This window comes from Hymenobacter sp. IS2118, from assembly GCF_000715495.1.
Taxonomy (GTDB): domain Bacteria; phylum Bacteroidota; class Bacteroidia; order Cytophagales; family Hymenobacteraceae; genus Hymenobacter.
In genome coordinates this window covers 50,640-76,539 of record NZ_JNLX01000184.1, presented here as the reverse complement: position 1 = coordinate 76,539, position 25,900 = coordinate 50,640, and the positions used below count along the sequence as shown (strand labels likewise).

Annotated in this window: 19 protein-coding genes and 3 tRNA genes; 8 read left to right on the top strand and 14 right to left on the bottom strand. The window is 59.4% G+C overall.

The window, feature by feature from the left end; all coding sequences use genetic code 11:
- Positions 1–53: 53 nt before the first annotated feature.
- The 4 genes from GM79_RS20120 to GM79_RS20105 form a co-directional block, all read right to left on the bottom strand.
- A tRNA-Thr gene (locus tag GM79_RS20120) sits at positions 54–125 on the bottom strand.
- A gap of 15 nt (positions 126–140) precedes the next feature.
- Positions 141–213: transfer RNA gene (locus GM79_RS20115), tRNA-Gly, on the bottom strand.
- 17 nt (positions 214–230) lie between these two features.
- A tRNA-Tyr gene (locus tag GM79_RS20110) sits at positions 231–313 on the bottom strand.
- 170 nt (positions 314–483) lie between these two features.
- Positions 484–3,072 (bottom strand): M1 family aminopeptidase, encoded by a 2,589-nt coding sequence (locus tag GM79_RS20105; protein ID WP_035567378.1) that lies wholly within the window; start codon positions 3,070–3,072, stop codon positions 484–486.
- 97 nt (positions 3,073–3,169) lie between these two features.
- On the opposite strand from GM79_RS20105, the gene GM79_RS20100 reads away from it, so the two are divergent.
- From GM79_RS20100 to frr, 3 genes are all read left to right on the top strand, one after another.
- On the top strand, positions 3,170–3,673 hold the full coding sequence (locus tag GM79_RS20100; RefSeq protein WP_035567377.1) for a biotin/lipoyl-containing protein: 504 nt from the start codon (positions 3,170–3,172) through the stop codon (positions 3,671–3,673).
- A gap of 42 nt (positions 3,674–3,715) precedes the next feature.
- Positions 3,716–4,516, top strand: a complete 801-nt coding sequence (gene pyrH / locus GM79_RS20095; protein WP_081867901.1) for a UMP kinase — start codon at positions 3,716–3,718, stop codon at positions 4,514–4,516.
- A gap of 99 nt (positions 4,517–4,615) precedes the next feature.
- Positions 4,616–5,179: a ribosome recycling factor gene (gene frr / locus GM79_RS20090; RefSeq protein ID WP_035567376.1), complete on the top strand. Its 564-nt coding sequence runs from the start codon at positions 4,616–4,618 to the stop codon at positions 5,177–5,179.
- 93 nt (positions 5,180–5,272) lie between these two features.
- On the opposite strand, the gene nadD is transcribed toward frr, so the two are convergent.
- The 6 genes from nadD to GM79_RS20060 form a co-directional block, all read right to left on the bottom strand.
- The gene (gene nadD / locus GM79_RS20085) at positions 5,273–5,857 is read right to left on the bottom strand and encodes a nicotinate (nicotinamide) nucleotide adenylyltransferase (protein ID WP_035567375.1); all 585 of its coding nucleotides are present in this window, start codon (positions 5,855–5,857) and stop codon (positions 5,273–5,275) included.
- Positions 5,854–6,438 (bottom strand): guanylate kinase, encoded by a 585-nt coding sequence (gene gmk / locus GM79_RS20080; RefSeq protein WP_035567373.1) that lies wholly within the window; start codon positions 6,436–6,438, stop codon positions 5,854–5,856. The genes nadD and gmk overlap by 4 nt, the downstream gene beginning before the upstream one ends.
- A gap of 29 nt (positions 6,439–6,467) precedes the next feature.
- Complete coding sequence (locus GM79_RS20075; RefSeq protein ID WP_035567371.1) at positions 6,468–6,767, bottom strand: hypothetical protein; 300 nt, start codon at positions 6,765–6,767, stop codon at positions 6,468–6,470.
- Between the two features lie 86 nt (positions 6,768–6,853).
- Positions 6,854–7,498 carry a sigma-70 family RNA polymerase sigma factor gene (locus tag GM79_RS20070; RefSeq protein WP_035567370.1) on the bottom strand — a complete coding sequence of 215 codons (645 nt, stop codon included), beginning with the start codon at positions 7,496–7,498 and terminating at the stop codon, positions 6,854–6,856.
- Positions 7,499–7,787: 289 nt separating this feature from the next.
- A complete protein-coding gene (locus tag GM79_RS20065) occupies positions 7,788–8,843 on the bottom strand; it encodes a glycosyltransferase family 9 protein (protein WP_035567369.1) in 1,056 nt (351 codons plus the stop codon).
- Complete coding sequence (locus GM79_RS20060; RefSeq protein ID WP_035567368.1) at positions 8,840–9,604, bottom strand: glycosyltransferase family 2 protein; 765 nt, start codon at positions 9,602–9,604, stop codon at positions 8,840–8,842. Before GM79_RS20060 ends, GM79_RS20065 begins: the two co-directional genes overlap by 4 nt.
- Positions 9,605–9,878: 274 nt before the next feature.
- On the opposite strand from GM79_RS20060, the gene GM79_RS20050 reads away from it, so the two are divergent.
- Both GM79_RS20050 and GM79_RS20045 read left to right on the top strand, forming a co-directional pair.
- Positions 9,879–10,109, top strand: coding sequence for a hypothetical protein (locus tag GM79_RS20050; RefSeq protein ID WP_035567365.1), 231 nt, complete (start codon positions 9,879–9,881; stop codon positions 10,107–10,109).
- 107 nt (positions 10,110–10,216) lie between these two features.
- Positions 10,217–10,747 (top strand): GNAT family N-acetyltransferase, encoded by a 531-nt coding sequence (locus GM79_RS20045; RefSeq protein ID WP_051719117.1) that lies wholly within the window; start codon positions 10,217–10,219, stop codon positions 10,745–10,747.
- A gap of 115 nt (positions 10,748–10,862) precedes the next feature.
- Here GM79_RS20045 and GM79_RS20040 read toward each other — a convergent pair whose 3' ends face one another.
- From GM79_RS20040 to GM79_RS20030, 3 genes are all read right to left on the bottom strand, one after another.
- Complete coding sequence (locus GM79_RS20040; protein WP_161787227.1) at positions 10,863–12,980, bottom strand: IPT/TIG domain-containing protein; 2,118 nt, start codon at positions 12,978–12,980, stop codon at positions 10,863–10,865.
- Positions 12,981–13,137: 157 nt separating this feature from the next.
- Positions 13,138–14,142: a glycoside hydrolase family 43 protein gene (locus GM79_RS20035; protein ID WP_035567362.1), complete on the bottom strand. Its 1,005-nt coding sequence runs from the start codon at positions 14,140–14,142 to the stop codon at positions 13,138–13,140.
- A 48-nt stretch (positions 14,143–14,190) separates the two neighbouring features.
- Entirely contained in the window at positions 14,191–14,613 is a 423-nt protein-coding gene (locus GM79_RS20030; RefSeq protein WP_035567361.1) for a hypothetical protein, read from the bottom strand.
- A gap of 226 nt (positions 14,614–14,839) precedes the next feature.
- Here GM79_RS20030 and GM79_RS20025 point away from each other — a divergent pair, with 226 nt between their 5' ends.
- From GM79_RS20025 to GM79_RS23405, 3 genes are all read left to right on the top strand, one after another.
- Positions 14,840–15,637, top strand: coding sequence for a S1/P1 nuclease (locus tag GM79_RS20025; protein ID WP_035567360.1), 798 nt, complete (start codon positions 14,840–14,842; stop codon positions 15,635–15,637).
- 1,579 nt (positions 15,638–17,216) lie between these two features.
- On the top strand, positions 17,217–18,932 hold the full coding sequence (locus GM79_RS25635) for a T9SS-dependent choice-of-anchor J family protein (protein ID WP_161787226.1): 1,716 nt from the start codon (positions 17,217–17,219) through the stop codon (positions 18,930–18,932).
- Between the two features lie 208 nt (positions 18,933–19,140).
- Positions 19,141–21,936 (top strand): M36 family metallopeptidase, encoded by a 2,796-nt coding sequence (locus GM79_RS23405; RefSeq protein WP_051719116.1) that lies wholly within the window; start codon positions 19,141–19,143, stop codon positions 21,934–21,936.
- Between the two features lie 519 nt (positions 21,937–22,455).
- Here the strand turns inward: GM79_RS23405 and GM79_RS20010 are convergent.
- On the bottom strand, positions 22,456–25,638 hold the full coding sequence (locus GM79_RS20010; RefSeq protein ID WP_035567356.1) for a DUF3427 domain-containing protein: 3,183 nt from the start codon (positions 25,636–25,638) through the stop codon (positions 22,456–22,458).
- Positions 25,639–25,900: the final 262 nt, after the last annotated feature.

Here is a 25,900-nt window from a genome sequence, read left to right as displayed (position 1 = left end):
AACCGAGCCGGCGGCCTGACATTTCAGGACCGCTGGACTGGTGTTATAATCTGAGCCATTTATGGGATTTGAACCCATGACCTCTTCCTTACCAAGGAAGTGCTCTACCACTGAGCTAAAACGGCTTATGCTAAAAAATGAGCGGGAGACGAGGTTCGAACCCGCGACCTGCAGCTTGGAAGGCTGCCGCTCTACCAGCTGAGCTACTCCCGCAGTTGGCCTATAAAAAGTGGGGAGAGAAGGATTCGAACCTTCGAAAGTTTACACTAACAGAGTTACAGTCTGTCCCATTTGGCCGCTCTGGAACCTCCCCAATTTATTGCTTGCTGGTCGATTACCAGAAAGCCTTTCCCTTTTGTTTTACCTATTACCGAAGTAGTAGTGTTTCGTAAGGAGTCGCAAAATTAAGGGTTTTATGGCAAGGTGCAAGCGCTGAAGTAAAAAAAGGTGATACTTTTTTCTGAAAAATATCCTCAGGTCCTCTTACATAAGGTTATAAAATGCTTTGAGTCGGTCGTCGGTTTCCTTGTCGCGGATGTTTTGGAGTACCGCCTTCAGCGCGGGAGTGGTAGGAACGAGCAGTGCAAGGCCGCGGTAAGCCCCGAGGCGTACCTCGTAGCGCGGGGCAGTGCGGGCATACTCCTCCAGAATTTTCAGGCCCTTGTCGCGCTCCACGGGCGGGATGTGTGTCATGAGGGTGCCGAATGCCTGAAAGTAGGCGTAGAGGTCGGCTTCCACAACGTCGGGCAGGCGCCGCAGGAACCAGCTGTATTGGTCGAGCCCGCCATTGGAAGCATAATAATTGGCCACGGCCAGGATAAGCGGGCTACTAGTCGTGTTATCGAGCGCCCCGACTTGTTGACGGGAATTTTCGCTGGGTTTTTTGGCTAATACTTCCACTGCGGCGGCAGCCACGAGGGCCGAGCTGTCGTTGACGGCCGCACCGTAAAGAGGGCCGAAATCGCCTTCAGCCAAAGTAGCCAGGGTGGTAATGGCTTGGGCCCGCACTCGTGGGTTAGGGTCAGTGCTGGCAAGCCGCTGGATGTCTTTGCGCATGGCTTCCGGCTCGGGCCCGCGGTAACGGCGCAGGTGGTCGAGGGCAGAGCGGCGGACGGCCCAGAACTTATCGTTCATGGCGTTGCGCAGCATGCTGCTCACGGCCAAATCTGTGGTTTTATTCTGAAGCAGCTCCATGGCTTCGGCCTTTTGCTGGTAGCCCTTAGCGTGGTAGAACTGAAATATCAGCTCCTCCTGCGTCCGGTCTTCCTCGAACTGGGCTAGCAGCTGAATTTCGTTATCGAACTTGACCAGGCTGGGCTTCTGGCTGGCGGGCAGCACGAAGGTCTGGCTGGCTTTGGTGACGGTGAGGCGGTGCTCGGTAGGCTGGTTGTTATTGGTCCAGACGGCTACGGTAACCGGCAAACGGTAGACGGGTTGGAACAGGGTATCCTGTATTTGCTGTACCCGCACGGTCACCTGCCCGCTGGCGTAAGAGTGGCTGATGCGCAACTCCGGATGCCCCCGCTGCATAAACCACTGGTTGAAAAACCAGGTCAGGTCTTCGCCGGTGGTTTCTTCGAATGCCGTGCGCAGCTTGGATATTTCGACGGCCGAATGCTTGTTCTGCACCAGGTATCGGTTCAAAGAAGCGAAGAAGGCCTCGTCGCCCACGTACTTGCGGAGCATGTGCATTACGCGCCCGCCTTTGTCGTACGAATGCCGGTCGAACATGTCCTCCTGGCTATTATAGCGGTAGCGGATGAGCGGTTCGCGCTTAGACAGGGCTTCTTCGAGGTAGTTGTTGATTTTGATTTCCTGCACGAGGCCGGCCTCGTCAGCGCCCAGCTTAAACTCGGCCCAGAGAAACTCCGAGTAATCAGCCAACGATTCGTTCAGTGGCAGGTTGGACCAAGACTCACTCGTAACGTAGTCGCCGAACCAGTGATGGAACAGCTCGTGGGCAATGGTAGACTCGCCACTCTGGTAGTTGGCATCAAGCAGTTCCCGGCGCGTGGCCTGAATGGAGCTGCCGTGCGTGGTAGCCGTGGTGTTTTCCATGGCGCCGCTCACGTAGTCGCGCACCGCTATTTGCGCGTATTTCTCCCACGGATATTCCAGGCCCAGGCGTTTGGAGAAGAAATCCATCATTTCGGGCGTGCGGCCGAAGATGGCACGGGCAGTACCGGCGTACTGGGGCTCCACGTAGTAGTCTACAGGCTTGCCGTGCCAGGAGTCGTTCACCACGGCAAATTCGCCCACCACCATTGAGGCCAGGTAGGGCGCGTGGGGGGCACTCAGCTTCCAGATGTCGGTGCGGGTGCCGTCGGCGTTGGCCTTAGAGGAAATTAACGAGCCGTTGGAAAGCGTCTTGAACTGCTTTTCTACAGTCAGGCTGATTTCCTGGGTCATGCGCTGGTTGGGCTTGTCGATGGTGGGAAACCAGCAGGAGCTGGCTTCGGTCTCGCCCTGCGTCCAGATTTGGCGCGGCTTGTTCTTTTCCGTACCTAATGGATTAATAAAGTAGAGGCCCTTATCGGCCCGGATGGCCGCCGAACCGCCCTGCGGCAGCTCGTTGGGCTTGGCCACGTACACGATGCGTATCTGATAAGGCGTGGTGCGCGCGTATGGGCGGTCGAGGGCAATGACAAGAGTACGCTTGTTGTAGGTATAAGCCAGCGTCTTGTTTTTCTTTTCGCCAACAAGCTCGACCTTCTGAATATCAAAACCCTTGGCGTCAAGCGCAACCTCGGACTGCGGATAGAAATGCGAGCGCAGGGTGAGTACCGCCGTGCCCAGCAGGTGCTGCTTTTTGTAGTCGAACCGAACGTCGAGCTTGGTATCCTCCACATTTGTCAGAATGGTAGCGGACGGTTGTAGCGGAGCTTCAGCGGGTAGCCACGAGGGCACTACCAGCCCGGCTGACGCCGATGCGGGTGCGGCGGCCGGCACGGCTTTTTTGTTCACGGGCGCCTTGGTCCCGGGCTTCCGGGCTCCCGGCCCCGATGATTGGGCGGCAGCCAGCAAGTGAATGAATAACAGCAGACCGGTGAAGCCCGAAACCAAATACCTCATGCCAACGATAACAGGCGAAAAACGCCTCAATTTCTGAATTAATTTGAGATTTGACCTACCTTTAACCCCCGCTTCCCTCCCACCCTATTCGCTTCAGATGCTACAAATCAGCACCGGCCCCGAACAACTCTGGCAAGTTGACTACCGCGCCGCCGATACAATTACGCTCAATGGCGAGGCTTTTGCCTGGGACATAGTGGATTTGGGTGAAGGTCGGTTTCACGTATTGCACGAAGGTCGCTCCTATAATGCGGAAGTTGTATCAACGGACTACGCCGCCAAGAATATTGTCCTGAAAATAAACGGGCAGTGCGTCGAGCTCAACGCCAAAGACCGGTTCGACCTCTTGCTCGAACGCTTGGGCATGAGCAACGCCAGCGCGGCCAAAGTCAACGAGTTGAAGGCCCCGATGCCCGGTCTCATCGTCGACATTCGGGTGGTACCCGGCCAGGCCGTGCTCAAAGGCGAGCCCCTGCTGGTGCTGGAGGCCATGAAGATGGAAAACATTCTCAAAGCACCCGCCGATGGCGTTGTGGGCAGCCTCAAAGTGAACCTGCGCGACAACGTACAGAAAGGCCAGGTTCTGGTGCAGTTCTCGTAGCGGCCGCCATTAACTTATCCCGAATTACTCAATTACTTCGATTTGAAATACCACCGCATCCTTCTAAAGCTCAGCGGCGAAGCGCTAATGGGCCAGCAGCAGTACGGCATCGACGCCGAGCGGCTGATGCAATACGCATCCGAAATTAAATCGGTAGCCGCCACCGGCGTGCAAGTGGCCGTCGTTATTGGCGGGGGCAACATCTACCGTGGCGTGGAGGCTGAAGCTTTCGGGCTCGACCGCGTGCAGGGCGACTACATGGGCATGCTGGCCACAGTTATCAATTCGATGGCCTTGCAAAGCGCCCTGGAGAAGCTGGAAGTGAGCACGCGCCTGCTTTCGGGCCTCACCATTCAGCGCGTGTGCGAGCCCTACATCCGGCGGCGGGCCGTGCGGCACCTGGAAAAAGGCCGCGTGGTGATTTTTGGGGCCGGCATTGGCTCACCTTATTTCACCACCGACTCGGCGGCGTCGTTGCGGGCCATTGAAATTGAGGCCGACGTGGTATTGAAGGGCACACGGGTAGACGGCATCTACACCGCCGACCCCGAAAAGGACCCCACGGCCACGCGCTACCACGAAATCACCTTCGACGAGGTGCTCAACAAGAACCTGAACGTGATGGACATGACGGCCTTCACGCTCTGCAAAGAGAATAACCTGCCCATCATCGTATTCGATATGAACACGCCGGGCAACCTGCAGCGCCTGCTCGACGGCGAGGCCATGGGTACGCTGGTGAGCGACGGTCGCCCCGGCGGGCGCGACGGCCGTAAGCCTCTGCCGGACCCCAAGCCAAGCCTGTTGCAGCCGCTGGCAGACAATCAGCCGGAACAAGCGTAATTTTTAGTTGTCAGTTGCTGGTTGTCGGTTGTTAGTTTGCACCGAAAACTGGTCATCAGCCTGACAACTGACAACCACCAACTGACAACCAGAAACGAAATGGACGAAGAAATTCAGTTTTACCTCGACGAGCTTGCCGAATCGATGGGCAAGGCCCTGGCGCATGTAAACGTGGAAATGAGCCGCATTCGCGCTGGCAAGGCCTCCCCGGCCATGCTCGACGGCCTGCGCGTGGACTACTACGGTACGTCTACGCCCATTAGCCAGATTGCCACCATCACTGCCCCCGATGCCCGCTCGCTGCTCATCAAGCCGTGGGAGAAAAACATGGTTGTTGAGGTTTCCAAAGCCATCAAAAACAGCGACTTGGGCCTGAACCCCGTTTCGGATGCCGATGGCGTGCGCCTCAACATTCCGGCCATGACCGAAGAGCGCCGCCGGGATTTGGTGAAACAGGCCAAAAACGAGTCGGAAGCTGGCAAAGTGCGCGTGCGCGGCATCCGTAAGGACGTGAACGAGTCGCTGCGTAAGCTGCTCAAAGAAGGCGCTTCAGAAGATGCCGTCAAGAGCGCTGAGGAAAAGGTGCAGAAAACGACGGATACTTACATCGCAGAGGTTGAAAAGACGCTCAGCAAGAAGGAATCAGAGATTATGACCATCTGATTGGACTGGCCTGAGCCTAAAAAAAGGTCCCGGTTGCTAAACGCAACCGGGACCTTTTTATTTAACCTGTCTCTTACTGGAATTTGTGGCGGGCTACAGATAGCTTTTCTGCGCCATCAGCACTTCCGCTACCGCATCCGTCACCAGATAACGTATACTGTGGCCTGCGCGGAGATTTGCGCGAATGGATGTGGCGGAAATATCCAGCAACGGGGCCTTCATCACCTGCACGCGGGAGAAGAGCGTTAGTGCCGGCAGCGCCGTGCCGGGGCGCGGGTAGATATAGATATCCACTTCGGCCAGCAGGCGGGCCGATTCCTGCCAGCGTGGGAGGCCCGGCAGGTTATCGGCTCCCATCAGCAGCACAAAATCGTGCGCGGGGTGGCGCAGCCGCAAGGCATCGAGCGTCGCAATGGTGTAACTGGGGCGCGGCAGGCCGAACTCAATGTCTTCGGCGCGGAGACGCGGGTTGCCGGCTACCGCCAACTCGACCAAGCGCAGCCTTTCCCTTTCGGGCAGCAAATCTGCCACTTCCTTGAAGGGACTGTGCGGCGATACCACAAACCAAACCTCGGCCAGGTCGGTACGGGTGGCGAAGTGCTCGGCCAGAATTAAGTGGCCGATATGCACGGGATTGAACGAGCCGAAAAGGAGCCCTATCCGAGCCCGGCCGCTCATACGATGGCCGATTCGGCGCTGATGAACTGGCGCACCAGCTTTTCGGCGTGAGCCGAGGCCTCGTTGAGGTCGTCGTTAACCACCGTCACGTCGAACCGGTCTTCGAACGCCAGCTCGAAATTGGCTTTGTATACCCGCGAAGAAATGCTGGATTGCGAGTCGGTGGCCCGCGCCTGCAGGCGCTGCTCAAGGACTTCGATGGACGGGGGACGGACAAAAATTGCCAGCGCCCGGTCCTTGTAAAACTCTTTAATGCTGAGGCCGCCTTTCACGTCGACGTCCAGAATGGCGTGCTTGCCGCTGTCCCAGATGCGCTCAATCTCTGATTTCAGCGTACCGTAAAAAGCACCTTCGTACACTTCCTCCCACTCCACAAATTCGTCGTGCCGAATTTTGTCCTGGAAGTCCTGAACGGAAATAAAGTGATAGTCTTTTCCATTGGCTTCGGTACGGCCACGGCGGTCGCGGGTACAGGCCGAAATAGAAAAGCTTAGCTCCGGCACCTGCTGCATGAGCCGGTGCACAATAGTGGTTTTTCCGGCGCCGGAAGGCGCCGAAAACACGATGATTTTGCCTTGCATCGCGCAAAGCTAGCCAGTAGCGGCCGGAATTAGGCCATTTCGGCGCCAACGCGGGCCAAAATGGACTGCTGGAGACTGGCAGGGCTGGAGCGACGCACCAAGCCTTCTTTCAGGAATCCAATGAAGATGCGCTGTTTCGCGATGTCCTCGAAACAGGGCGAGCAGTCATCGGCGTGGTTGTAGAGGTAGTCCTCGTCTTCCGCCGTCACGGGCTGGCCTTCGATAAGTTGGTCAAGTACGGTGTTCACTCGGTCGCAGTCGGGGCCGTTGTCGGAGACAATTGCAACGGGAGCCGACGTGTTGGTTTTCGTAGTAGCGGGTTGGTTCATAATTGAAAATGCGTGCGACGCGAGAAAAAGGTGATAGACAACGACCTGCAAAGCAAAGCGACACTCACCTGTACTTGCTGGGGAGGTTAATTATTTTCGAGCTCGGTTAGTTCCGTCTCGTCGTCTATCGTATCATTGCCATATCCCATTGACTGCGCGTATTTCTCCAGCTTATCCTTCAGGAAATTACGGGCCCGGTGCAGACGCGAACGAACCGTACCTATCGGAATATCAAGTACTTTGGCCATTTCCTCGTAGGTAAACCCTTCCAGGTCGCAGAGGATGATGACCGTGCGAAAATCGACCGGCAAAGAATTTAGGGCGCTGGCCACTTCATCGCCAATCAGGTCGCGGGTCGACTGCTGGCGCATGTCGGAGGACGAAGCCCCGAGCTCCCCTTCCGCTTCCACGTCGTCCGGATTGTAATACCCCTCAATTTCGCTGTAATCGACCTTAGCGGGCTGCTTGCTTTTCTTGCGAAAATCGTTGATAAACGAATTCTTAAGAATGCGAAAGAGCCACGCTTTGGCGTTGGTGCCGGGCTCGAAATACTCAAAAAAGCGGTAGGCCTTAAGGTAGGTTTCCTGCACCAAATCGTTGGCATCGTCCTCGTCGAGGGTGAGGCGGTAGGCAAAGTTATAGAGCGGGTCGAGCACGGGCATCAACTCGGCCTGGAAGCGCCGGTCCTTTTCCTCTTTGCTCAGTTTAACCCGTTCGGGAGAATCGCTCATACAGGTGGGCGGGGGAAATTGTAAGCCGAAACCTACGAAATTATAGCTAAATAGGACAAATCTGACTGCAAAACTACTCGGCGCGGTTGAAGGCGAAATCGCCTCACACCAAAAGCCGCTACGCCGAAACGTTGGGCAAACGCCTGCAAACAGCACTTTCGAAGTGATAAAGGCCGCTTGGCAACATCTGGCACACAAAATACCAGCCATTATATGGCGATGTACGGATTACGGCGCCGCACAGGTTGCACGCGCCTACAACAGGCACAGGACAAACGGCCCCGAATAACTATTGTTTGGGATGAGGCAGCGCTTCCGGGAGCGGCAGCCAGGCCAGCACGCGGGCTGCTACCGCCACGGGCGCTACGGCCCGGATGCAGCGGCAGGCCGTTGGCTGCGTGCGGCAGTCCTCGCAATTGGGCTCATCAAAAACCAGGTATTCGGCGTGCTCGCCCAGCGGGGCCCAGCGGCCGGGGTGCATGGGCCGGATGGGCGGGTACAGGCCCAGCGCGTGGCGGCCGAGTGCGGCGGCCAGGTGCAACGGGCCGGTGCTGCCGGCCACGAGGCCATCGGCGGCGGCAATGAAGGCCAGGAACTGCGGCAGGCTGAGCTGACCGGTGAGGTCGGCCGCGAAACAGGCGGCGTGCTCCTGCCGCCAATCGGCCAGCTCCTCCCCTTCCGCAGCGGTGCCGGTGACGAAAACACGGTGCCCGGCCTGGTGCAGCAGCCGGGCCAGCTGACCAAAATTAGCCAGCCCCCACTCCCGGGCACTGCCCCGGCTGCGCGGGTGCAAAATAACGTTGAGCTGACCGGGCTTGCGGTTATTCAGCAGTGCCTGCCACGGTGTGGATAAGGGCTCAGCCGCCCGCAAACACACCAATTCGGCTACTTCCACCAATGTCGGTACGGCGGCGAATCCCAGGGGCTGGAGCAGCCGCAGGTTCAGCTGCGCCTCGTGCAGCGGCGAGTGGCGCCGGCTCAGGGCCACCAGGCGGTTGCAGGTGAGCCAGTGCTGCCAGCGGTTGCGGGTGCCAATGCGAACGGGAATTCTGGCCTTCTGAGCCAGGCGCGCTAGGGCTTGGTTGGGAAAAACGTGGATGATGGCGGCGGCGGCATACGCCTGCAAGGCGGCTACCTGAGCTGCTTCCGGTTGTTTTAGCAGCTCGTCCAGGTTCAGAAAAGCATCTACCCAGGGGCAGGCGGCCGCCACCGGCGCGGTGTAGGTGCGGCCGATAAGGACCACCCGGCAGCCGGGATATAGGCGTTTGAGCTGCCCGGCCACCGGCAGCGTGAGCACCACGTCGCCGATGGCATCGGTGCGGGACACGAGGAAGGTCTGGCTCATGCGGCGGCGCTTTGGGTGCGGGTTTTCAGCTTGGCAAATTTCAGAAATACGCCCCAGGCCGAGATGCTGGCGATGCACAGGCCGGCGAACCCATCGAGAAAGCCCAGCCGAAAAAAGTAGCCGTGCACGAATTTCCAGAGCGGTTTCAGCAGCAGATGGAAGATAGTGACCTTGGTTCGGCCGCGCAGCGCCAGCTCTTGGGCGTTGAGGCTGGTGAACTTATTGAGCTGGCTGACGTGCTGGGCCACGGAATGGTAGCTGTAGTGCAGGGCGTGGCCGGCGAGCGGACCGGTGGTTTGGCCGGGGCTCACTTCGTAGCGCTCATGCAGGAGCAGGCCCGTCCAGCGGCCCAGGCGGCGGTCGTAGAGGCGCAGCTTGCGGTCGGGATACCAGCCGCCGTGGCGCACCCAGTGGCCGCAGTAGTTGGTGAGGCGGGCGAGGCTGTAGGCGGCGTGCTGCCAGTTCTGCCGGGCCGCGCGGATGGCTTGCCGCAGCTCATCGGTCAGCACCTCATCGGCGTCGAGCTGCAGGACGTGGTCGAACCGGGCCTGGGCGGTGGCGTAGTTTTTCTGCTCCACGTAGCCAGCGAAAGCGTGTTGCACAACGCGCACGCCGTGCTCCCGGCAGATTTCAACAGTGTTGTCGGTCGAGAAGGAATCGACCACTACCACGTCGTTGGCCACGTCGCCCAGCGCCTGGAGGCAGCGGGCAATGTTGGCCGCTTCGTTGAAGGTGATGATGACGACGGAAAGAGGAACCACGTGGGAAAGACCAGAAAATAATTATGGGCAAAGGTAATGTCGAGGCAAAGCGGTGCGGCAAAATGCGGGCAGAAGCGCGGTTGCTTTTCCCAAAGCGTAAAGCCAAACCCCTGGCGCTTGCCACCGCCGCGCCTAAAACAGCCCGCTGCCAGAACGGTCCGCTTATTGGCACCCGAAAACATGAGCCCTGCTTCAGCGTAAGCAAAGAGTACCATTTTGCGTACCGCAACCCGGCCGCCGTGCGTAACTTGCGCCCCAATTCGTTTTCCAATACATGAAAAAAACGCTTTTCCCCGGCCTGCTGGCCGCCGCGCTGCTTGCCTTCACGCTGCCTTCGTGCGGTCCTTCGCCCGTTGACACCGACGAGGATATTGTTACCTCCAAACTGCCGCCCCTGCCCGCCGCCCCCGACACCACGGCCGGCGCCAAGCAGCCCGAGGCCTACCGGGAGCTGAACGCAGTGAATGCCACCGAGGACATCAAAAAGATGCAGCCCCAGATGTAATTCCCGGGTTTTTGCTCCTGCTTACCGACGTATAATTCGGGCCGTTGCTGCTGAGGCGGCGGCGGCCCGGTTTCTTTTGACGCTGCCTGGCCGTCGCATTCTAAATTATGGAAAACAACATTGTCCTGCGCCGCGGAGTGGAAGCCGATTTACCCCAGGTACTGGCCCTTATCCAGGAGCTGGCGGCGTATGAGCGTGCGCCGGACGCCGTGACCAACACCCTGGCCGATATGCAGCGCGACGGCTTCGGGGCCGCGCCAATTTTCAGCTTTTTTGTTCTGGAAAGCCAGGCTACAGGAATTGTGGGCCTCGCGTTGTTTTACACAGCGTATTCCACCTGGAAAGGCCGCATGTTATACCTCGAAGACCTGGTGGTGACCGAGGCCGCCCGGCGCGGCGGCTTCGGCCGGCTCCTCTTCGATGCCGTGGTGGCCGAGGCCCGCGCCACGGGCGCCAAGCGCATGAAATGGCAGGTGCTCGACTGGAACGAGCCGGCCATTGCCTTCTATAAAAAGCTGGGCGCCAACATTGAGGACGAATGGCTGAATGGCAACCTCGACGATGCCCAACTGGCCAGCTACATCGTGGCCCCGACGGCGGCAGCTGTAGCCACGCGCGTCTCGGCCCGCAACTTTTGAGCCTTTAGCTACCAGCCGCTGGCTTTACTGTCCAGCAGCAGGTATTTATTCCAACGGAATTAGCTTTCTGACTGGAAACAGCTTTGCAAAACAGCTATTTGAAAGCACTGCGAGCTTACTGGCGCACGAATTTTCGGCTGCCGGAATTGCCCTGCGCGTCCTGCCAATTCAGAATATAGAAGCCCGGTATCAGGCTGGCCACATTGAGGGGCAATATGTTGAGGCCGGCGTTGGTGGCCACACTTTTGGTGAGTACACGGCGGCCCAACGCGTCATAAAACCGAAATAGGACGGGGCCGGCCAGCGCCGCGGGGTACTGCAAGCTCAATTTTTCCCCGGTTACGGGATTTGGGAAAATGGATACGGTCGCGCTGGCGCCTTCGCTGGTCAGCACCTGGGGAGCCACGGCGTCCCGCGAGCCATCGGGCCGGGCCAGCAGCAGGCGGTAATAATAGAGCCCGGCGGGTGCCTGCGTATCCACGAACTGGTACTGGCCAGCGGTCGGCTGGGTGGCCACGGTGCCCACCGGCTTCCAGGCCGTAGTGTCGCTGCCGAGGCTGCGCTCCACCACAAAACTGGTAAGAAAGCATTCGTCGCGGGTAGTCCAGCTTAAGCGCACGCCCACGTCGCGGGTCGACTCGGCGTTGAAGCTGGTAAGCGGCGCGGGCAGCATGGCGGGCCCACCACACCCCAGGTTCTTGAAACTGCGCGCGCGCAGCACTTGCCGGCCGCCCGCCACGTCGCTCAGGGGGTTGAGGGCCCGGTTGTTCTGGCCGCGCCCAACGGCAAAGTGCATCACAGCACCGGGCAAAATAAGGTGGCCCAGCTGGTGCGCGTGGCCCAGCTCGTGCACGGCCACCGTTTCGAAATCAATCTGGTTCAGGCTTCCCACAGCGGGCGAGGGTCCAAATTGAAAAATGGCGGCGTCATCGTATTGAATATCAATCTCCCTCGCCCAGAACACAACCTTGCCACTGGGCGCAAAGCACCCGCTATAATACGTGGTGGTGCGGCCCAGCACGCGGGCGGGCAGTTGCGCGCCCGCATCGAAGGCCACAACGTTCTGGTCGTCGTCGGCAATGGTATTGGTGGGCGCCGGAGTGCCGGTTTCCCAGTTCATCCCCGTCGCGCACCGCCAGGTGGTCAGGGCCCGCTGCATGGCCGCCACGGCCGCCGCGTTGGCCAAAAAATTGGGGCTGAAGCGAAACGAGAGGCCTCCGGAAGCATTTTGCGCAATGTGGTTGGGCCGTTGCAGCAGCTTGCCATCGATGTTTTCCACGTTGGTGAGGGCGTAGATGATGGTGACGGCGCTGGGGCTCTCGCTGGCCAGCTGGTCGTTGGTGGTCACGCGCACAGGGCCGGAACCGGCCGGATGGCCGTTGGAAACGGGCTGGCCGCCGTTGGCCGCCGAGGGCACACGCACCTGAATACGGGTATCGGTCCAGGTAAGGTAGTCGGCGGGGCGGGCTTTTACGGAGGTTGCGCCGCCGTCGTCAGCGTTGCGAAACTCTACAAATCCATTGCCGCGGGCACTACCGAAACCGTTGCCGGTGATGGTGAGCACGGCCTCAGCTCCTGCGGGTAAGGTTTGGGGCGAAAGGCTGGCGATGACGGGCGCCAGCGTACCGAGCGGGGCGGCAACCCGCCGGGCGGGCAGGGCACGCAACACCTGGCGCGCCTGCCCCGTGAATTGCCCCATCACCTTGTAAAAAGCCGCATCCAGCGCCGGGTAGGTGCGGAAAGGCTCGGTTGCAGTGCCGTCGGTCAGGTTGTATTCGATAAAGCCCTGCTCGCTGCCAAATGGCGTCCAGCAGGCGCGACCCTTGGGGGCGGGCAGCCCAGCCCAGGGCGCTGGGGTCAAAAAGAAAACCCCTGTCTGGCCGGGCGCCAGCCGCAGCGTACTGCTGAGTACCTGCTGGTCGAAACCCAGCCGGCCGCCTTCCGTGATGAGGGTCAGGCCGGTGGTATCGGCCAGCTGGCCTTTCAGCAGTGAAAACACACGCAGACGGTGGCGGGTGAACAGCCGGGCGTGGCCGGCATCCCAGAAGCTTTGGGCATCAAGCACCTGCGCTTCCACCACCAGCGCCGACTGCCGGGCCCGGTATGCGGGCTCCAGCGGCAGCATCAGGCACTGCGTTTCGGGCGGGGCCACCTGCGCCTGGCTTTGCCCGGTGCCGAGCAAGGCCACCATCGACAATATTCCCCAGCGAATAACCGAAAACCCAAATCCCATAGAAGAAAACCGAAAAGCACGTGCTGCCAAAGTACGAAAACTGCCCGCCATTGGCTTGCAAAGGCCGGCGTAGTATCATAATAAATTGCGTTGGGCCTTGTTTTCAGACGGCCGTTTTTCAAAAGAAATTATTGGACTGCTGCGGCCAGCCTGGACCTTATTGCGCCACGGGCGCGGGTTGCGGCTGCCGCGAGGGCGCGCCAGGCGCCAGCACGGGCCAGCCATCGGCATAGTCCAGCTTATCGAGCAGCAGCACGCGGCGCGAATTGCCTTCCGATTCATCAATGGCCGCAAAGGTGGGCTGGCGCGGGTCGATGGCGTGGTAGGCCAGCCAGTCGTGGCCAGCCGCGTCGGTCACCACGCAGTTGTGGCCGGGCGCCTGCCAGTGGGCATTGGCAGCCAGCAGGGCGGTGTGCGGGTTGCCGGTGGCGGTGGCGGCAGTTTCGAAGGGGCCGGTAGCGTGCCGGGCGCGGGCCACCAGCACGGCGTAGTGCGCGTTGGGGCCGCAGCAGTTGTCGCCGGAGAAAAATAAGTAGTACCAGCCAGCGTGCTGGTGCACCCAGGCGGCTTCAATCAGGCGGTGGTAGTTGTCGGGGTCCTGGGAGGGGCTGGGCTGCAGCACCGCCCGGGCCACGCTGCCCGGGCGGAACCCCAACCGGTTATCGGCCAGCTCGCGCACCCAAATGGGGCCAAAGCCGGAGCCCCAGTACAGGAGGCGCTGCCTGGTGGCGGGGTCGTCAAAAGCCATTGGGTCGATGCAGGTGAAGCCGGGGCCGGCTAGCAGCGGCTGGCCGCTGTCCACGAACGGACCAGCGGGCGCATCGGCCACGGCCACCGCCAGGCTGAAGAATTCGGTACCATCGGGCTGGGCCGAATAGTAGAGGAAGAACCGGCCGCCGTGCTCGCTCACATGAGGCGCCCATATTTTCTGGCTGGCGGCGGCCCACCGGGGCTTTTCGGGCAGGCCTTCGCCCAGGTATTCCCAATCCGCCAAATTCCGGGACCGCGCTACCTGGAGGTTGATGATGTGGCCGGCGCGTCTGGTCTGGGTGCCGTAGGCGTAGTACCAGCCGTCAGTAGCGCGGATGATGGTGGGGTCCGGGAAGTCGTCGTCAATAATGGGGTTGGTATACATCGGCAGCAACGCGTTGGCAATGAGCATAGAACCAGCAAGCGCCCGCGCTTGCACGGCGTGCGAGCTTCCCGGTGCTTACTGGTAACTGCTAACGAGGGGATGCTGTTGCTGCAGCCACACGTAGGCCGAGGCTACATCGTCGAAAGTGCCCACGCGTGGGGCATCAATGGCCAGTACGGTGGTTTCGACCGACTGACGGGCCAACAGGCCGGGCGGCAGCACCCACGCCAGGTACTGCAGGCCCGTGAGCCGCATCTCGTCCAGCCACCGCGCGCTCCAGGCCGTGAGCCGCATGGTGGTGTGGGTGATGCTGGAATTGTCGTTCAGAATTTTGTGGCAGGGCCAGGCCCGCAGGCTGCTGAGCATCAGTTCGCAGGCTGCCTGCGACGATTCCTGGTGGTGAACGCCTTTCCAGTCCACGTACAGCCAATCCTTTTCGACATCGTACCCGATGAATAAATCGGGCAAGTCAACAATAACATTCAGTTGCATAGCCATTTGTGGACCGCTCCGAGTAGCAGGGCGGTTAAGCAGCCAAATGTACGCCGGCAAACTACTTACTGCGCAAGGGATTGATTGCGAAATTTGGGTCGTGGACAGCCCCTTCTAAGCCGAACCATGCCCGGCGGAGGCGCCACAGCGCTAGCTTTGTGGTCCGGCTGCCGGGCGCCTGACTGGCGCCACTCCTGTGCGGTCCCTTTCCCCACCACTGCTTCCGTTTCCCATGTTTAGAAAAAGTATTATTCTGTTGGCTTTGCTGTGCGCTCCGTTTAGCCTGCTGGCCTGGGGCGTCGTTGGGCACCGCGCCATTGCCCGGATTGCCGAAAACCACCTCACGTCTTCGGCCAAACGAAACATTGCCCGGCTGCTGGGTACCGAAACCCTACCACTGGTCAGCACCTGGCCCGATGAGATTCGCTCGGACCCGCAGTACCGGCAAACGGGGCCGTGGCACTACCTCAACGTGGCTGCGGGCCTGAACTTTCCGGCTTTTGCGGCCCAGCTTACCGCCGCACCGGCCGCCGCGATTCCTACCAACGCCTACAACGCCCTGCTGCAAGTGCGCCAGGACCTGAAAGACCCTAAGAAAACGGACGCTGAAAAGCTGTTCGCCCTGAAATTTGTGGTGCATCTGGTGGGCGACGTTCACCAGCCCATGCACGTGGGCCAGGCCGAAGACCGGGGCGGCAACGGTATTCCGGTGAGCTGGCGCGGGCACGACACCAACCTGCACAGCATCCTGGACGGCGACCTGGTGGAATACCCCGGCTTCACCTACTCCGAAATGGCGGCGGCCTACGACCGGGCCTCCTCCGCCCAAATCAAGCAGTGGCAAAAAGACGACATGACCACCTGGCTATTCGAGTCGTACCAGCTGTGTACGCCGCTTTACACCGCAGCGGCCGCCAGCCCCAAGTTCGACTACGGCTTTTACCCCACTTTCGGGCCCGCCGTGGAGCAGCAGATTCTGAAAGCCGGCATCCGGCTGGCGGGCGTGCTGAACGAGGCCTTTGATAAGTAGCCAAAGCATCACTGGCAGCAAAGCTCAATGCCGAAATGCCCCAACCGCTCCTGTGCAGTTGGGGCATTTTTCATGCCTTTATTGTTCGTATTTGTTATTCAATAAGTTGATTAATAATTATTTGATGCAATGCAAGCATTTCAGATTCATCACTGGGTATAGAGCCGTTGTTCCATCACAAGTCCATGCCCACTTACTGTCACCCCTAACGAATAACAAAATTATGGCATCTGATAAAAACACGATTTTAATTTTCAATTACTTGTCATTTTCGCAAAAAAGAGGGTAAATGATACTTTTTTAGTAAAAATTTATCATTATTCGCCCAAAACAATCCGGTTCAACTGTTTGGCGCAGGCCGAGATTAAAACGCACAGCATGTCCGGCGGTGGAAGGCGGCTAACCACTGGTTTCGACTGGCTTCCGGTTAAGCGGATAAGTGTGATATTGCAACTCTGATTTTTCTATTTCAGCAGGACAAACCCGATGAACCGTCTGGGTTGTGCTGTTTTTTCTTTTCCCTTTTCTGTACCTTATGACAAACTCTTACACCCGAAGAAACTGGGTTCGTGGCCTACAAAAGCTCGGTTTGGCCACTTTGCTGACGGCTGGCACGGCCGCCGCCGCCCAAGCCCAGGCTCTCAACTATAGGACCGACGGCGCTACCAACCTCGACGCTACAGCCGCGGGTACCTACGAAGACCTAGGCACGACAGGGGCCGCTATAGCAATTGCCAATACAGACGACGCCAATTCGGCAGCACTACCAATTGGGTTTACCTTTTCGTACAACGGCACCAATTTTACGCAGTTTGTATTGAATACCAATGGCTTCATCAAGCTTGGCTCAACCGCACCCTCAGCGGCAGCCATGTTTATAGATGAAAATAGAGCGGCTAGCATCGTGGACCCCTTCCAGAGCCCTAATGACCCGAATATTATTGCCCCTTTCAATATTGACCTCAAGGCAGGTTCAATAGGAGCTACCGAGTACCGGGTGACTACAACGGGCGCTGTTGGTACCCGAAAATGTACTATTCAGTGGAAAAACGTCCAAGATAAAGCCGCAGTTAGTCCAACTCAGTATGACAACATTAGTTTTCAGGTGCGCCTTTATGAGGGCACTAACAAAATTGAATTTGTTTATGATGCGGCTGTTGCCGGAGCTACTTCAGCTCTGCGATTGACCCAGGTAGGTCTGAAAGGCACCGCCTTCGATGATGGACAGCTAGTGCAACTCATTAAGCAGTCGGGCGCGGCGTGGAGCACGGCAACCTTTGCTGACTTCGCTGCAATTTTTACTAGAACCCCTCCTTCGCTTAACACCCTCAATATTCGTTCAATAGCACCACCGGATGCTGGACGCACGTTCCGTTTCCTGCAAACTCCACCAATTGCTAACGACATCACGGTGCAAGCCGTTTACACGCTGGGTAAAATTGCAACCCCAAGCGCTTTACCCCAGCAAATACGGGCACTTATAGCGAATGTAGGCGTAGCGGCTCAGAGCGGCGTAGTTTTTACGCTGTCCATCACCGGTGCCAATACCCTTACGCAAACTTTCACCGCAAACCTACCCGTGGGAGTTCGAGGCACCATTGCCTTCCCGGCACTGCCTGCCACACTGCTGCCTGGTACCAACGTAGTGACGGTGAGCGTAGCTAACGATGATAACAACGCTAACAACTCCGTAACGGTAGGACAACTCGTTACCGCCGACCGACTTAGTTACATCGACCCCAGCAAGGCCCTTGAAACCGGGGGTTTAAGTGCTGGCGTCGTAGGTGGCGTACTATCTGTGAAGTACACGGTGCCCAATACAGTTGTGTTGAAGGACGTTTCGATTGAATTTGATGCCGACCCCACAAACCCCACTACCGCGTTTCGGGTACTGGTGTATGATGCTACTGGCACAGGCGCTACTCCTGGTAACCTCATTTATACATCGCCGCGTCAGAACCGCCCAGCTGCTGGAGGTAACGTCAGCGTAGCCCTTCCCGGATTACAACGTTCCGGCACTTTTTACATTGGAGTAGAGGAGTTGGAGGCAGCTGGTCTAGCTCTTGCTGTTCAGGAAGAAGTCCCCTTGCGGGCCGCTACATTCTATTACTCCGGCAACGGCACGGCGCCGTGGCTCGACTTGGCTACCACTACACTTCCCCTGCGTTTTGCCATTGAAGTAGGTTTAGCACCGGCCCCCGCATGCGCTACGCCCACGGCGCTGGCAGTAACTGCTACTACGGCTACCACGGCCACAGTTTCTTTCGCTGACGCTGATAATACGGGCAGCTACCAGATTATCTACGGTCCGGTGGGCTTCCAGCCCGCTACGAGCGGCACCACCCTCACGGCTACCACCAGCCCTTTCACCATCACCGGCCTGCAGGGCGGCACCACCTACCAGGTGTACGTGCGAAGCAACTGCACGGCCGGCGGCACCAGCTTCCTCACCGCTCCGGTTAATTTCAGCACCAGCTGCAACGCGGTTACGACTGTGGCCACGTTCCCCTACCGCGAAAACTTCGACGCCTTGCCTCCCGGCCAGGCCCTGCCCTGCGGCATCACGGTGCTGAACAGCAATGGCGACGCCGCCACCTGGGCAGTATCGAGCACGAACGCCAATTCGGGCACTCGTAATATTCGCTACGCCGGCCTCACGCTCAACAACGTAGCCGCCGACGACTGGTTCTTTACGCCCGCACTGGAACTGTCGGCTTCCTCGCGCTACCAGGTAGCGTTCCGCTACCGCGGCGAAGGCATTACCAACAGCCCTTCGGACTTTACCGAAAGCCTGGAAGTGACGTCGGGCACAGCCGCCACGGTAGCTGCTCAAACGAACGTGCTCTACACCAACGCCGCCATTACCAACACGTCGTACGCACTGGCCAACGGTACTTCTACGCCGGTAGTAGCGCTGCTGCCCGCCGGGGCCGGCACCCAGTTTGTGGGCTTCCACATCAAGAGCCTGGCCAACCAGGGCAACCTCTACATCGACGACATCGCCATCACGGCCACGGCCGTTACTGCCAATTCGGAGGCCTTGCTGCGCGCCATCAGCGTGTTCCCCAACCCGTCCACCACGGGCTTGTTCGACCTCGAAATTCACGGGGCCAAAGCCAAGGGCAACCTTAGCGTGCAGGTAACCAACGTGCTCGGTCAGAGCGTGTACACGGGCTCGGCCCGCGACAACTACACCAACAAGCTCGACCTTAGCAGCCTGGCTCCCGGCATCTACTACCTCAACGTGCGCACCGGCGCCGAGTACACCACCAGCCGCATCAGCATCGTGAAATAAGCAGCGCGGCGCGGGGAGTCATCCCAGCGCCAGGCGATAAAAGTTTGGTGCCGCAGGCACTCACCAATGGAAAGCCCGGTTTTTGCCCGGCACCAAACTTTTTCAAGCGGGGAAACCTTCTTATCCAGTCAGTTCCGCCGACGTAATACGCTTGTTCGTGAAACTGCCGCCAGGCTCATTCTTACATTTTTTTCTTCTCTTTTCCTATATGACATTTAATCCTACTCCTTCCAGCTACGGCAAGCTGGCCCTGGCTCTCGCGCTGGCCCTGCCAGTCCTGGCCTCCGCTCAGCAAGCCACGCCTGCGGCGCAGGCGCTGGCCTCGTTTTCGGCCAAAGCCAAGGCGCAAAGCCGCCTGAGCGCGGCCGACGTAGCCAATCCCGTGGTCAGCAGCTCGTACTTCGACAGCAGCACGGGCCTCACGCACACCTACCTGCAGCAGCGGGTGAACGGCTTGACGGTGTTCAACGCCACCGGCGCCGTGCACACCGACCAAAGCGGTAAAGTGGTACTCGTTACCCAGGATTTCCTGGCCAACGCGGCAGCCGTGGCCCCCTCGGCAACGCCAACTCTCAGCGCCGAGCAGGCCGTGGGCGCAGCAGCCAGGGCCCTGAAGCTCCCCAGCCCCGTATCGCTACAGCGCGTGGTGGAAGGCCGGGCCGCCGATGGTATTGTGTTCAACCGAGGCGGCATTTCGGAGGATAACATTCCTGTGCGCCTGATGTACGTACGCGTGGAGGACAAGCTGGTGCTGGTCTGGAACGTGTCCATCGCGCAGCTCGACCAGCAGCACAGCTGGAATGCCCGCGTGGACGCGCAAACTGGCCGCTTGGTCGACCGCAACGACTACATGGTGAGTGAGCGCGCGACTTTCCAGGAGCACGTTATGCAAAGCCAGGCCCGGCGGCAGCCGCTGGCCACGGCCCAGGCGGCGGCTCCGCGCAAGACGGCAGGTGCGAAAGGCACACTGGGTGCCCCCAATAGCATGACGGTGATTCCCGTGCCGTTTGAGAGCCCTGACGTTTCGCCCCGCGTGATTGTCCCCTTCAGCTCGACGAACCCACTGTATTCGCCTTACGGCTGGCAAGTGGGCGACCCCAAAGCCCCAACCGGCTTTTTCGCCGATACCTACTCGCTGCTTTCGAGCGGCAAGCAGCTCACCCGCGGCAACAACGTGGCCGCTTACGACGACAATGGCACCCCCACGTCGGGCAATGGCGACCTGAACTCTACTATTACCTCCCCGGATGGCGGCGCGGCCCGCGACTTTGATTATCCTTTCGACCAGACGAAGGGTCCCCGCGACCCCGGCAACCTGGCGGCCGGCACCACCAACCTGTTCTACTGGAACAACATGCTCCACGATGTGATGATGAGCAAGGGGTTTGACGAGGTTTCGGGCAACTTCCAGTACAAGAACATCACCAATAAGGGCGCAGGCAACGACTTTGTGCGAGCCGAAACCCAGGACGGTAGCGGACGCAACAACGCTAACTTCTCGACGCCGCCGGACGGCAGCTCCGGCCGGATGCAGATGTACCTGTTCGATAACCGGGCACTCAACAACCTCACCATTACGGCTCCGGCCAGTGTTGCCGGTGTTATCAAGTTCGGCACGGCTGCCTTCGGCCCGGCCGTCCGGACGCTTACCAGTGGTTTCATCGGTGATATTGTGCTGGTAAACGATGGCGTTTCGCCCGATGGCGGCGTTAGCTCCTGCGCCACGCCCTACGTGAACGCGGCTGCCATGCAAGGTAAAATAGCCTTGATTAAGCGCGGCGGCTGTGCTGCTCCTGCCAGCAACGCCTTTGTCGATAAAGTTAAAAATGCGCAGCTCAACGGCGCCATTGGGGCAATTATTTACGACTCAAATCCGGCATCTACGGCACCGATAAGCCCAGGTGGCACGGATGCTACCGTTACCATTCCCGCAATCGGCATCAGCGGGGTTGATGGGGAACGCCTGCGGGCTGCTCTGTTAGCTGGCGGGGTGGCGTCGGGGAGCGCAACGGTGGGGCCGGATTTCGACGGAGCTTTCGACAACGGCGTGGTTTCGCACGAATTCGGTCACGGTATTTCCAACCGCCTCACCGGCGGCCCAGCCAACTCCAGCTGCCTCGACAACACCACCGGCAACCAAACCATGGGCGAAGGCTGGAGCGACTTCTTCGCGTTGTGGATGACCACGCGCCCCGGCGACGATGGCCGCACAAACCGCTACATCGCTGCCTACGACAGCGGCGAACCATTTGGCGTAGGCCCCGGCTTCCGTGGCAAGCCTTACACCACAGATTTCGCCAAGAACAACTACACCTACGGCCAACTCGGTACCGGAGCCGGTCAGTCTCAGGCAACTCACGATGTGGGCGAAGTTTGGGCCACCGTACTCTGGGATTTGAACTGGCAGTTCATCAGCAAATATGGCTACAACGAAGACTTTATGGTAGCTGCCGGCGGCAACAACAAGATGCTGAAACTGGTGCTTGACGGCTGCAAGCTGCAAGTCTGCAACCCTGGTTTCCTCGACGGTCGTGACGCCATCCTACGTGCCGACTCCGTAACCAACCGTGCCGCCAATGCCGACCTGATTTGGAACGTATTCGCGCGCCGGGGTATGGGCTTCAACGCCGTACAGGGCCCCCGTGTGAATGGCGTGCCAACCGTTGGGGGTGTGGTACAAGGATTTGACCTGCCCCCCGGCACTCGTCCGATTGTATTGTCGAACAAGAACGGCATCGTTACCCGTGGCGCTCTGGAAGCTTACCCGAACCCTGCTCAGGACCTGCTCACGGTGCGCACCCAGCTAAACAGCGTGGTTCCCATGCAGGTAACCGTGCTCGATTTGCTGGGCAAGGTTGTCATGCGGACCATTTCCGTACCAGCTGCGCAGATGCGCCAAAACGGCGTAGCCCTCAACACCAGCCAACTGGCTTCCGGTATCTACGTGGTTCGGGTTACGAGCAGCGAAGGCACCATGAGCACGAAGGTTAGCATTCAGCGCTAAGCCTAGAAGAAGTATTTCTGTTAAAAAAGCCCGGCCTCGGCCGGGCTTTTTTTGTGCGTTTTCCAGGCTTTCAGCTCCCCGCCCACTCGGCAAAACAGCTTTGACAAGTCCTGCACAAGCCTTCGGGCCTGACACAACGGGTAAGCCTCGCCCCACTTGCATAGTAAGGAAATGCTGCTTCAAAAGCATTACCCTTTTATGCGCCCCTGCCAGGAAAAAACCAACTGGAATGAAAAAGTGATGCAAACAGAGGTCACTGGCCCTTTTGGCAACTAACTCGTATTTGTGGAAGCATGCGGCTAGCTTCGCCGTTTTCTTCAATGGCCTGACGGCCAGCGGTGGGGCGGCAAGCACTGCGGGAACCGGAAAGCCCACGGGGCAAGCTGGTTCCATTTGTGGTAAAGCTGTTCAGCGCTTCCCTAACCGAAAGCTCATCCGAACATATAACACCATTTCAATGGAGCTTTTTCGTGTCTGCCCTAGGCGTTTTACCACGTAGGGAACCACTGGCTGCGCAGCCTACCCCACGGCCATCTTGCCCGCCTCGTGCCACAGGAACCCCGGCAGCGGCGTCGCCAACTCCCAGGTAATGGCCATGGGCCGGTTACCCTTATGGCTGACGTACCGCACGGGCCCCAGGAACACATACGGCATCGTCAACCCCGCCGCATCCTGATTCTGCTCGCGCACAAACAGCAACAGCTGCTTCCCTTGCGCCTGGTGCCGAATGTAGCTGAGGCCCTTGGGCGTGTCTTCCGCCGTGCTGTTTTGCGACTCCCAATGAAACAGCGTGTCGCTGATGGCATAGTCGTGGTAGAGCGTAGTGGGCGAGTAGTTGCGGCTGGTCTTTTGGAGCGTGACGAACAGCAGTTCCGTGTTCAGGGGCGCGATGTAGCAGACGCCCTCGCGCACGGACTGATTGCGCTCAAACGTCCACACGCCAAACGCGCACAGGATTTCATCGCGGCTGTAGCGGCTGTGAAGCTGCAGTGCGCACGGGTAAGGCAGCGCCACCGCCATGGGCGGGATGCTTATTTGCGCTTCGCAGACGTCCAACACCTCCAGTACCTCCGCTGTAAGGGTCGGCATGGTCCGCAGCGTGGCCAGGCTGTCCTGCAACGAATCCAGTTCCAGCTTGGGCCCCGGCTTTTGGTACAGCAGGTAGTGCAGCATTAGCCCCATTTCCGGGCCCAGCGGGAGCTTCAGCAGCTCGGCCAAATCTTCCGCCGCCTCAAATACCCGCCGCACAAACGCCAGAAAAGCGGGCCCGTTGGCTTGCGCCAACCGCCAAACGCTACCCACCAACTGCTTTTCCGTGGCCGCCAGCTCCGGAGGGGCCAGCACCCCCGCCCGGACTTTCAGTGCCGTCCAGCCCCGGTCACCGCGCGAACGGTAAATATCCACCAGCGCAAAATGCGTGTGCGCCAAAAAGGTAGCCAGCGTGAGCGGCAACGCGCTTTCTAGGGCGAAGCCCCGTATCCGCCGCTCCAGCACCCGCACATTCTCACCGGTGGCCGCCCGGATGTTGTCGAGAATGAATTTCATGGCCTCGCGCTCCATCTGGATGCTGCACCCCACGGGCAGCCGCGGAAAGCCTGCTTCTGCTTCGCTCAGCACCGAGCCGCCGGTACGGCCCAGCAGCGCCCGAAACTTCTGCTCGTAGCTGTATTCCTGCCGGGCCTGTCCCACGAAGTCCAGCACCGTCAAGCATTCCTTGCTCTCGTGCAGGCGCAGTCCCCGGCCCAGTTGCTGCAGGAACACCGTCAGGCTTTCCGTCGGCCGCAAAAACAGCAGCGTATCCACCTCAGGAATATCAACCCCCTCGTTGAAAATGTCTACCACGAACAGGTAGTTGAGTTCCCCGCGCCGCAGCTGCGCCACCGCCGCCCGCCGCTGCTCCGGCGTGGTGTCACCGCTGGCCAGGTAGCTGGCCTTCAGTCCTGCCGCCTGGAACTTGGCCGCCATCAGCCGCGCATGCTCCCGCGTGGCGCAGAAGCCCAGCGCCCGCGCCTGGTGAGGCGCCAGCAAATAGCGTTGCAACGCGCCCACGATGGCACTCACCCGTACATCATTGCCGGTGTACACGTTGGTCAGGTCCTCGGCGGCGTAGCGCCCATTGGTCCACCGTACGTTGCGGTAGTCCACGGGGTCGGTGATGCAGAAGTATTGAAACGGCACCAACAGCCCGCGCGCAATGGCTTCGGGCAAGCGGATTTCTGCCGCAATGGTGTTATCGAAGTCCGGCAGGATGCTTTCCCCGTCGGCCCGCTCTGGGGTAGCCGTCAGCCCCAGCAGAATAGTGGGCTGAAACCACGCCAGAATCGGCCGGTACGAAGCCGCTGCCAGGTGGTGCACCTCGTCAATCACCAGGTACTGGTAGTAGTCGCGCGGGATGGTCTGCTGAAAGAAATCCAGCCGCGACGCGAAGGTTTGCACCGACACGAACAGGTAGTCAAATTGTATCGGCTGCTCGGTGCCCACCCACAATTCCCCAAAGTTGGCCTCCCCCAGAATGTGCCGAAACGTGGCGCGGGCCTGCCGCAAAATCTCCTCCCGGTGCGCTACAAACAACAGCCGCGGCAGCGTGGTAAACTGCTTGGCAAACCGGGCGTAGTCAAACGCCGACACCACCGTTTTCCCCGTGCCCGTCGCCGCCACCACCAGGTTGCGGAAGTGTCCCCGCAGGCTTCTTTCCACCGCCAACCGGTCCAGAATTTCCTGCTGATAGGGAAACGGCCGGATGCGGAAATTGGGTAGTGAATCGGCCTCCGCCGTGCCGCTATTCTCCTGGCGCAGGGCCCGGGCCAACTTCAGCCGCTGCTCGGGCAAGCTGCTGTACTCTTCAAATTCCGACGAGTTCCAGTAGGTCTCAAACGTGCCCCGGAACTTGTTCAAAATCGCTGCATTGTCCTGCGCCGTCACTTTCACGTTCCACTCCAGCCCACTGGTCAGCGCCGAACGGCTCATATTGCTCGACCCAATGTAGGCCGTATCAAAGCCCGAGTTGCGGCTGAACAGGTAGGCCTTGGCGTGCAGCCGCTCGTGCGCCGTGTTGTAGCTGATGCGCAGTTCGGCCCCCGGCAGCGCGGCCAGCGCATCCACCGCCTTCTGGTCGGTGGCGCCCATGTAGGTGGTCGTAAGCAGCCGCAGCGGCTTGCCCTGCTGGGCAAACGCCTGGAGCGAAGGCAGCAGCAACCGCAGCCCGCTCCACTTCACAAAACTCACGATAAAGTCGATACGGTCGGCCGTCGCAATTTCCTTTTTCAACTCGGCTTCCAACGACAACTCCGAATTGCCCCCGCTGAACAGGTCACTTTGTGAAAACCGCAGCGCCGGCTCTATCCCATCGAGGTGCTTACCCAAGTCGTGCTGCGCCGCCAGCGGCAGCGGCAGCCGCGGCAGCACCGCCCGCAACAGCTGTCCTTCCGGCGCCAAGTGGCTGCCCGCCGCCAACACATCCGACCTTTCCTGCAGGTAGGCAATTATCCCGTTAGCCAGCGCCAGCTGCTCGCCTACCTCCTCGTTCTTAGCCAGCTGCCCCAGCACGCTACCCAGCAGCTGCGTCAGGTGCCGCGTGATAAACACAGCGGCATCATCGGCTCCCAGTTCCTTCTCCGCAATGGCATAAACCGCCGTCTCTAAAGTAGCAAGCTGGCCCCGCAGCTGCTGCGTGACGAGGGTTTCGTAATGGCCGGTTTCCAATGGGTAGCTTGTTTAGGCAATTGAGCACGCAAAATCGCACCCGACGCGCAACGAATGCCCGATTTTGATGCTGAATCCAAAACTAACAGCCACAAGGCCCTTCTACCGCTGCCCCTACTGCTCACTTTGTTTATCAAGGTGGCCCGTTCAGTCCTCAATTCTCTCGACAGTGTTGAAAAAATCTCAGGCCACGCGTGCAGCCAGCGCAATTCCTGCCTATACCAGCGTAGGTTAATCCCAATTGGGCAGTGCCCGCACCTGT

Bases quoted from the DNA above. Each gene is read 5' to 3' on its own strand.
- GM79_RS20105 (WP_035567378.1), bottom strand. From the start codon at position 3,072: ATGAGGTATTTGGTTTCGGGCTTCACCGGTCTGCTGTTATTCATTCAC.
- GM79_RS20100 (WP_035567377.1), top strand. From the start codon at position 3,170: ATGCTACAAATCAGCACCGGCCCCGAACAACTCTGGCAAGTTGACTAC.
- frr (WP_035567376.1), top strand. From the start codon at position 4,616: ATGGACGAAGAAATTCAGTTTTACCTCGACGAGCTTGCCGAATCGATG.
- nadD (WP_035567375.1), bottom strand. From the start codon at position 5,857: ATGAGCGGCCGGGCTCGGATAGGGCTCCTTTTCGGCTCGTTCAATCCC.
- gmk (WP_035567373.1), bottom strand. From the start codon at position 6,438: ATGCAAGGCAAAATCATCGTGTTTTCGGCGCCTTCCGGCGCCGGAAAA.
- GM79_RS20075 (WP_035567371.1), bottom strand. From the start codon at position 6,767: ATGAACCAACCCGCTACTACGAAAACCAACACGTCGGCTCCCGTTGCA.
- GM79_RS20070 (WP_035567370.1), bottom strand. From the start codon at position 7,498: ATGAGCGATTCTCCCGAACGGGTTAAACTGAGCAAAGAGGAAAAGGAC.
- GM79_RS20065 (WP_035567369.1), bottom strand. From the start codon at position 8,843: ATGAGCCAGACCTTCCTCGTGTCCCGCACCGATGCCATCGGCGACGTG.
- GM79_RS20050 (WP_035567365.1), top strand. From the start codon at position 9,879: ATGAAAAAAACGCTTTTCCCCGGCCTGCTGGCCGCCGCGCTGCTTGCC.
- GM79_RS20045 (WP_051719117.1), top strand. From the start codon at position 10,217: ATGGAAAACAACATTGTCCTGCGCCGCGGAGTGGAAGCCGATTTACCC.
- GM79_RS20040 (WP_161787227.1), bottom strand. From the start codon at position 12,980: ATGGGATTTGGGTTTTCGGTTATTCGCTGGGGAATATTGTCGATGGTG.
- GM79_RS20035 (WP_035567362.1), bottom strand. From the start codon at position 14,142: ATGCTCATTGCCAACGCGTTGCTGCCGATGTATACCAACCCCATTATT.
- GM79_RS20030 (WP_035567361.1), bottom strand. From the start codon at position 14,613: ATGGCTATGCAACTGAATGTTATTGTTGACTTGCCCGATTTATTCATC.
- GM79_RS20025 (WP_035567360.1), top strand. From the start codon at position 14,840: ATGTTTAGAAAAAGTATTATTCTGTTGGCTTTGCTGTGCGCTCCGTTT.
- GM79_RS23405 (WP_051719116.1), top strand. From the start codon at position 19,141: ATGACATTTAATCCTACTCCTTCCAGCTACGGCAAGCTGGCCCTGGCT.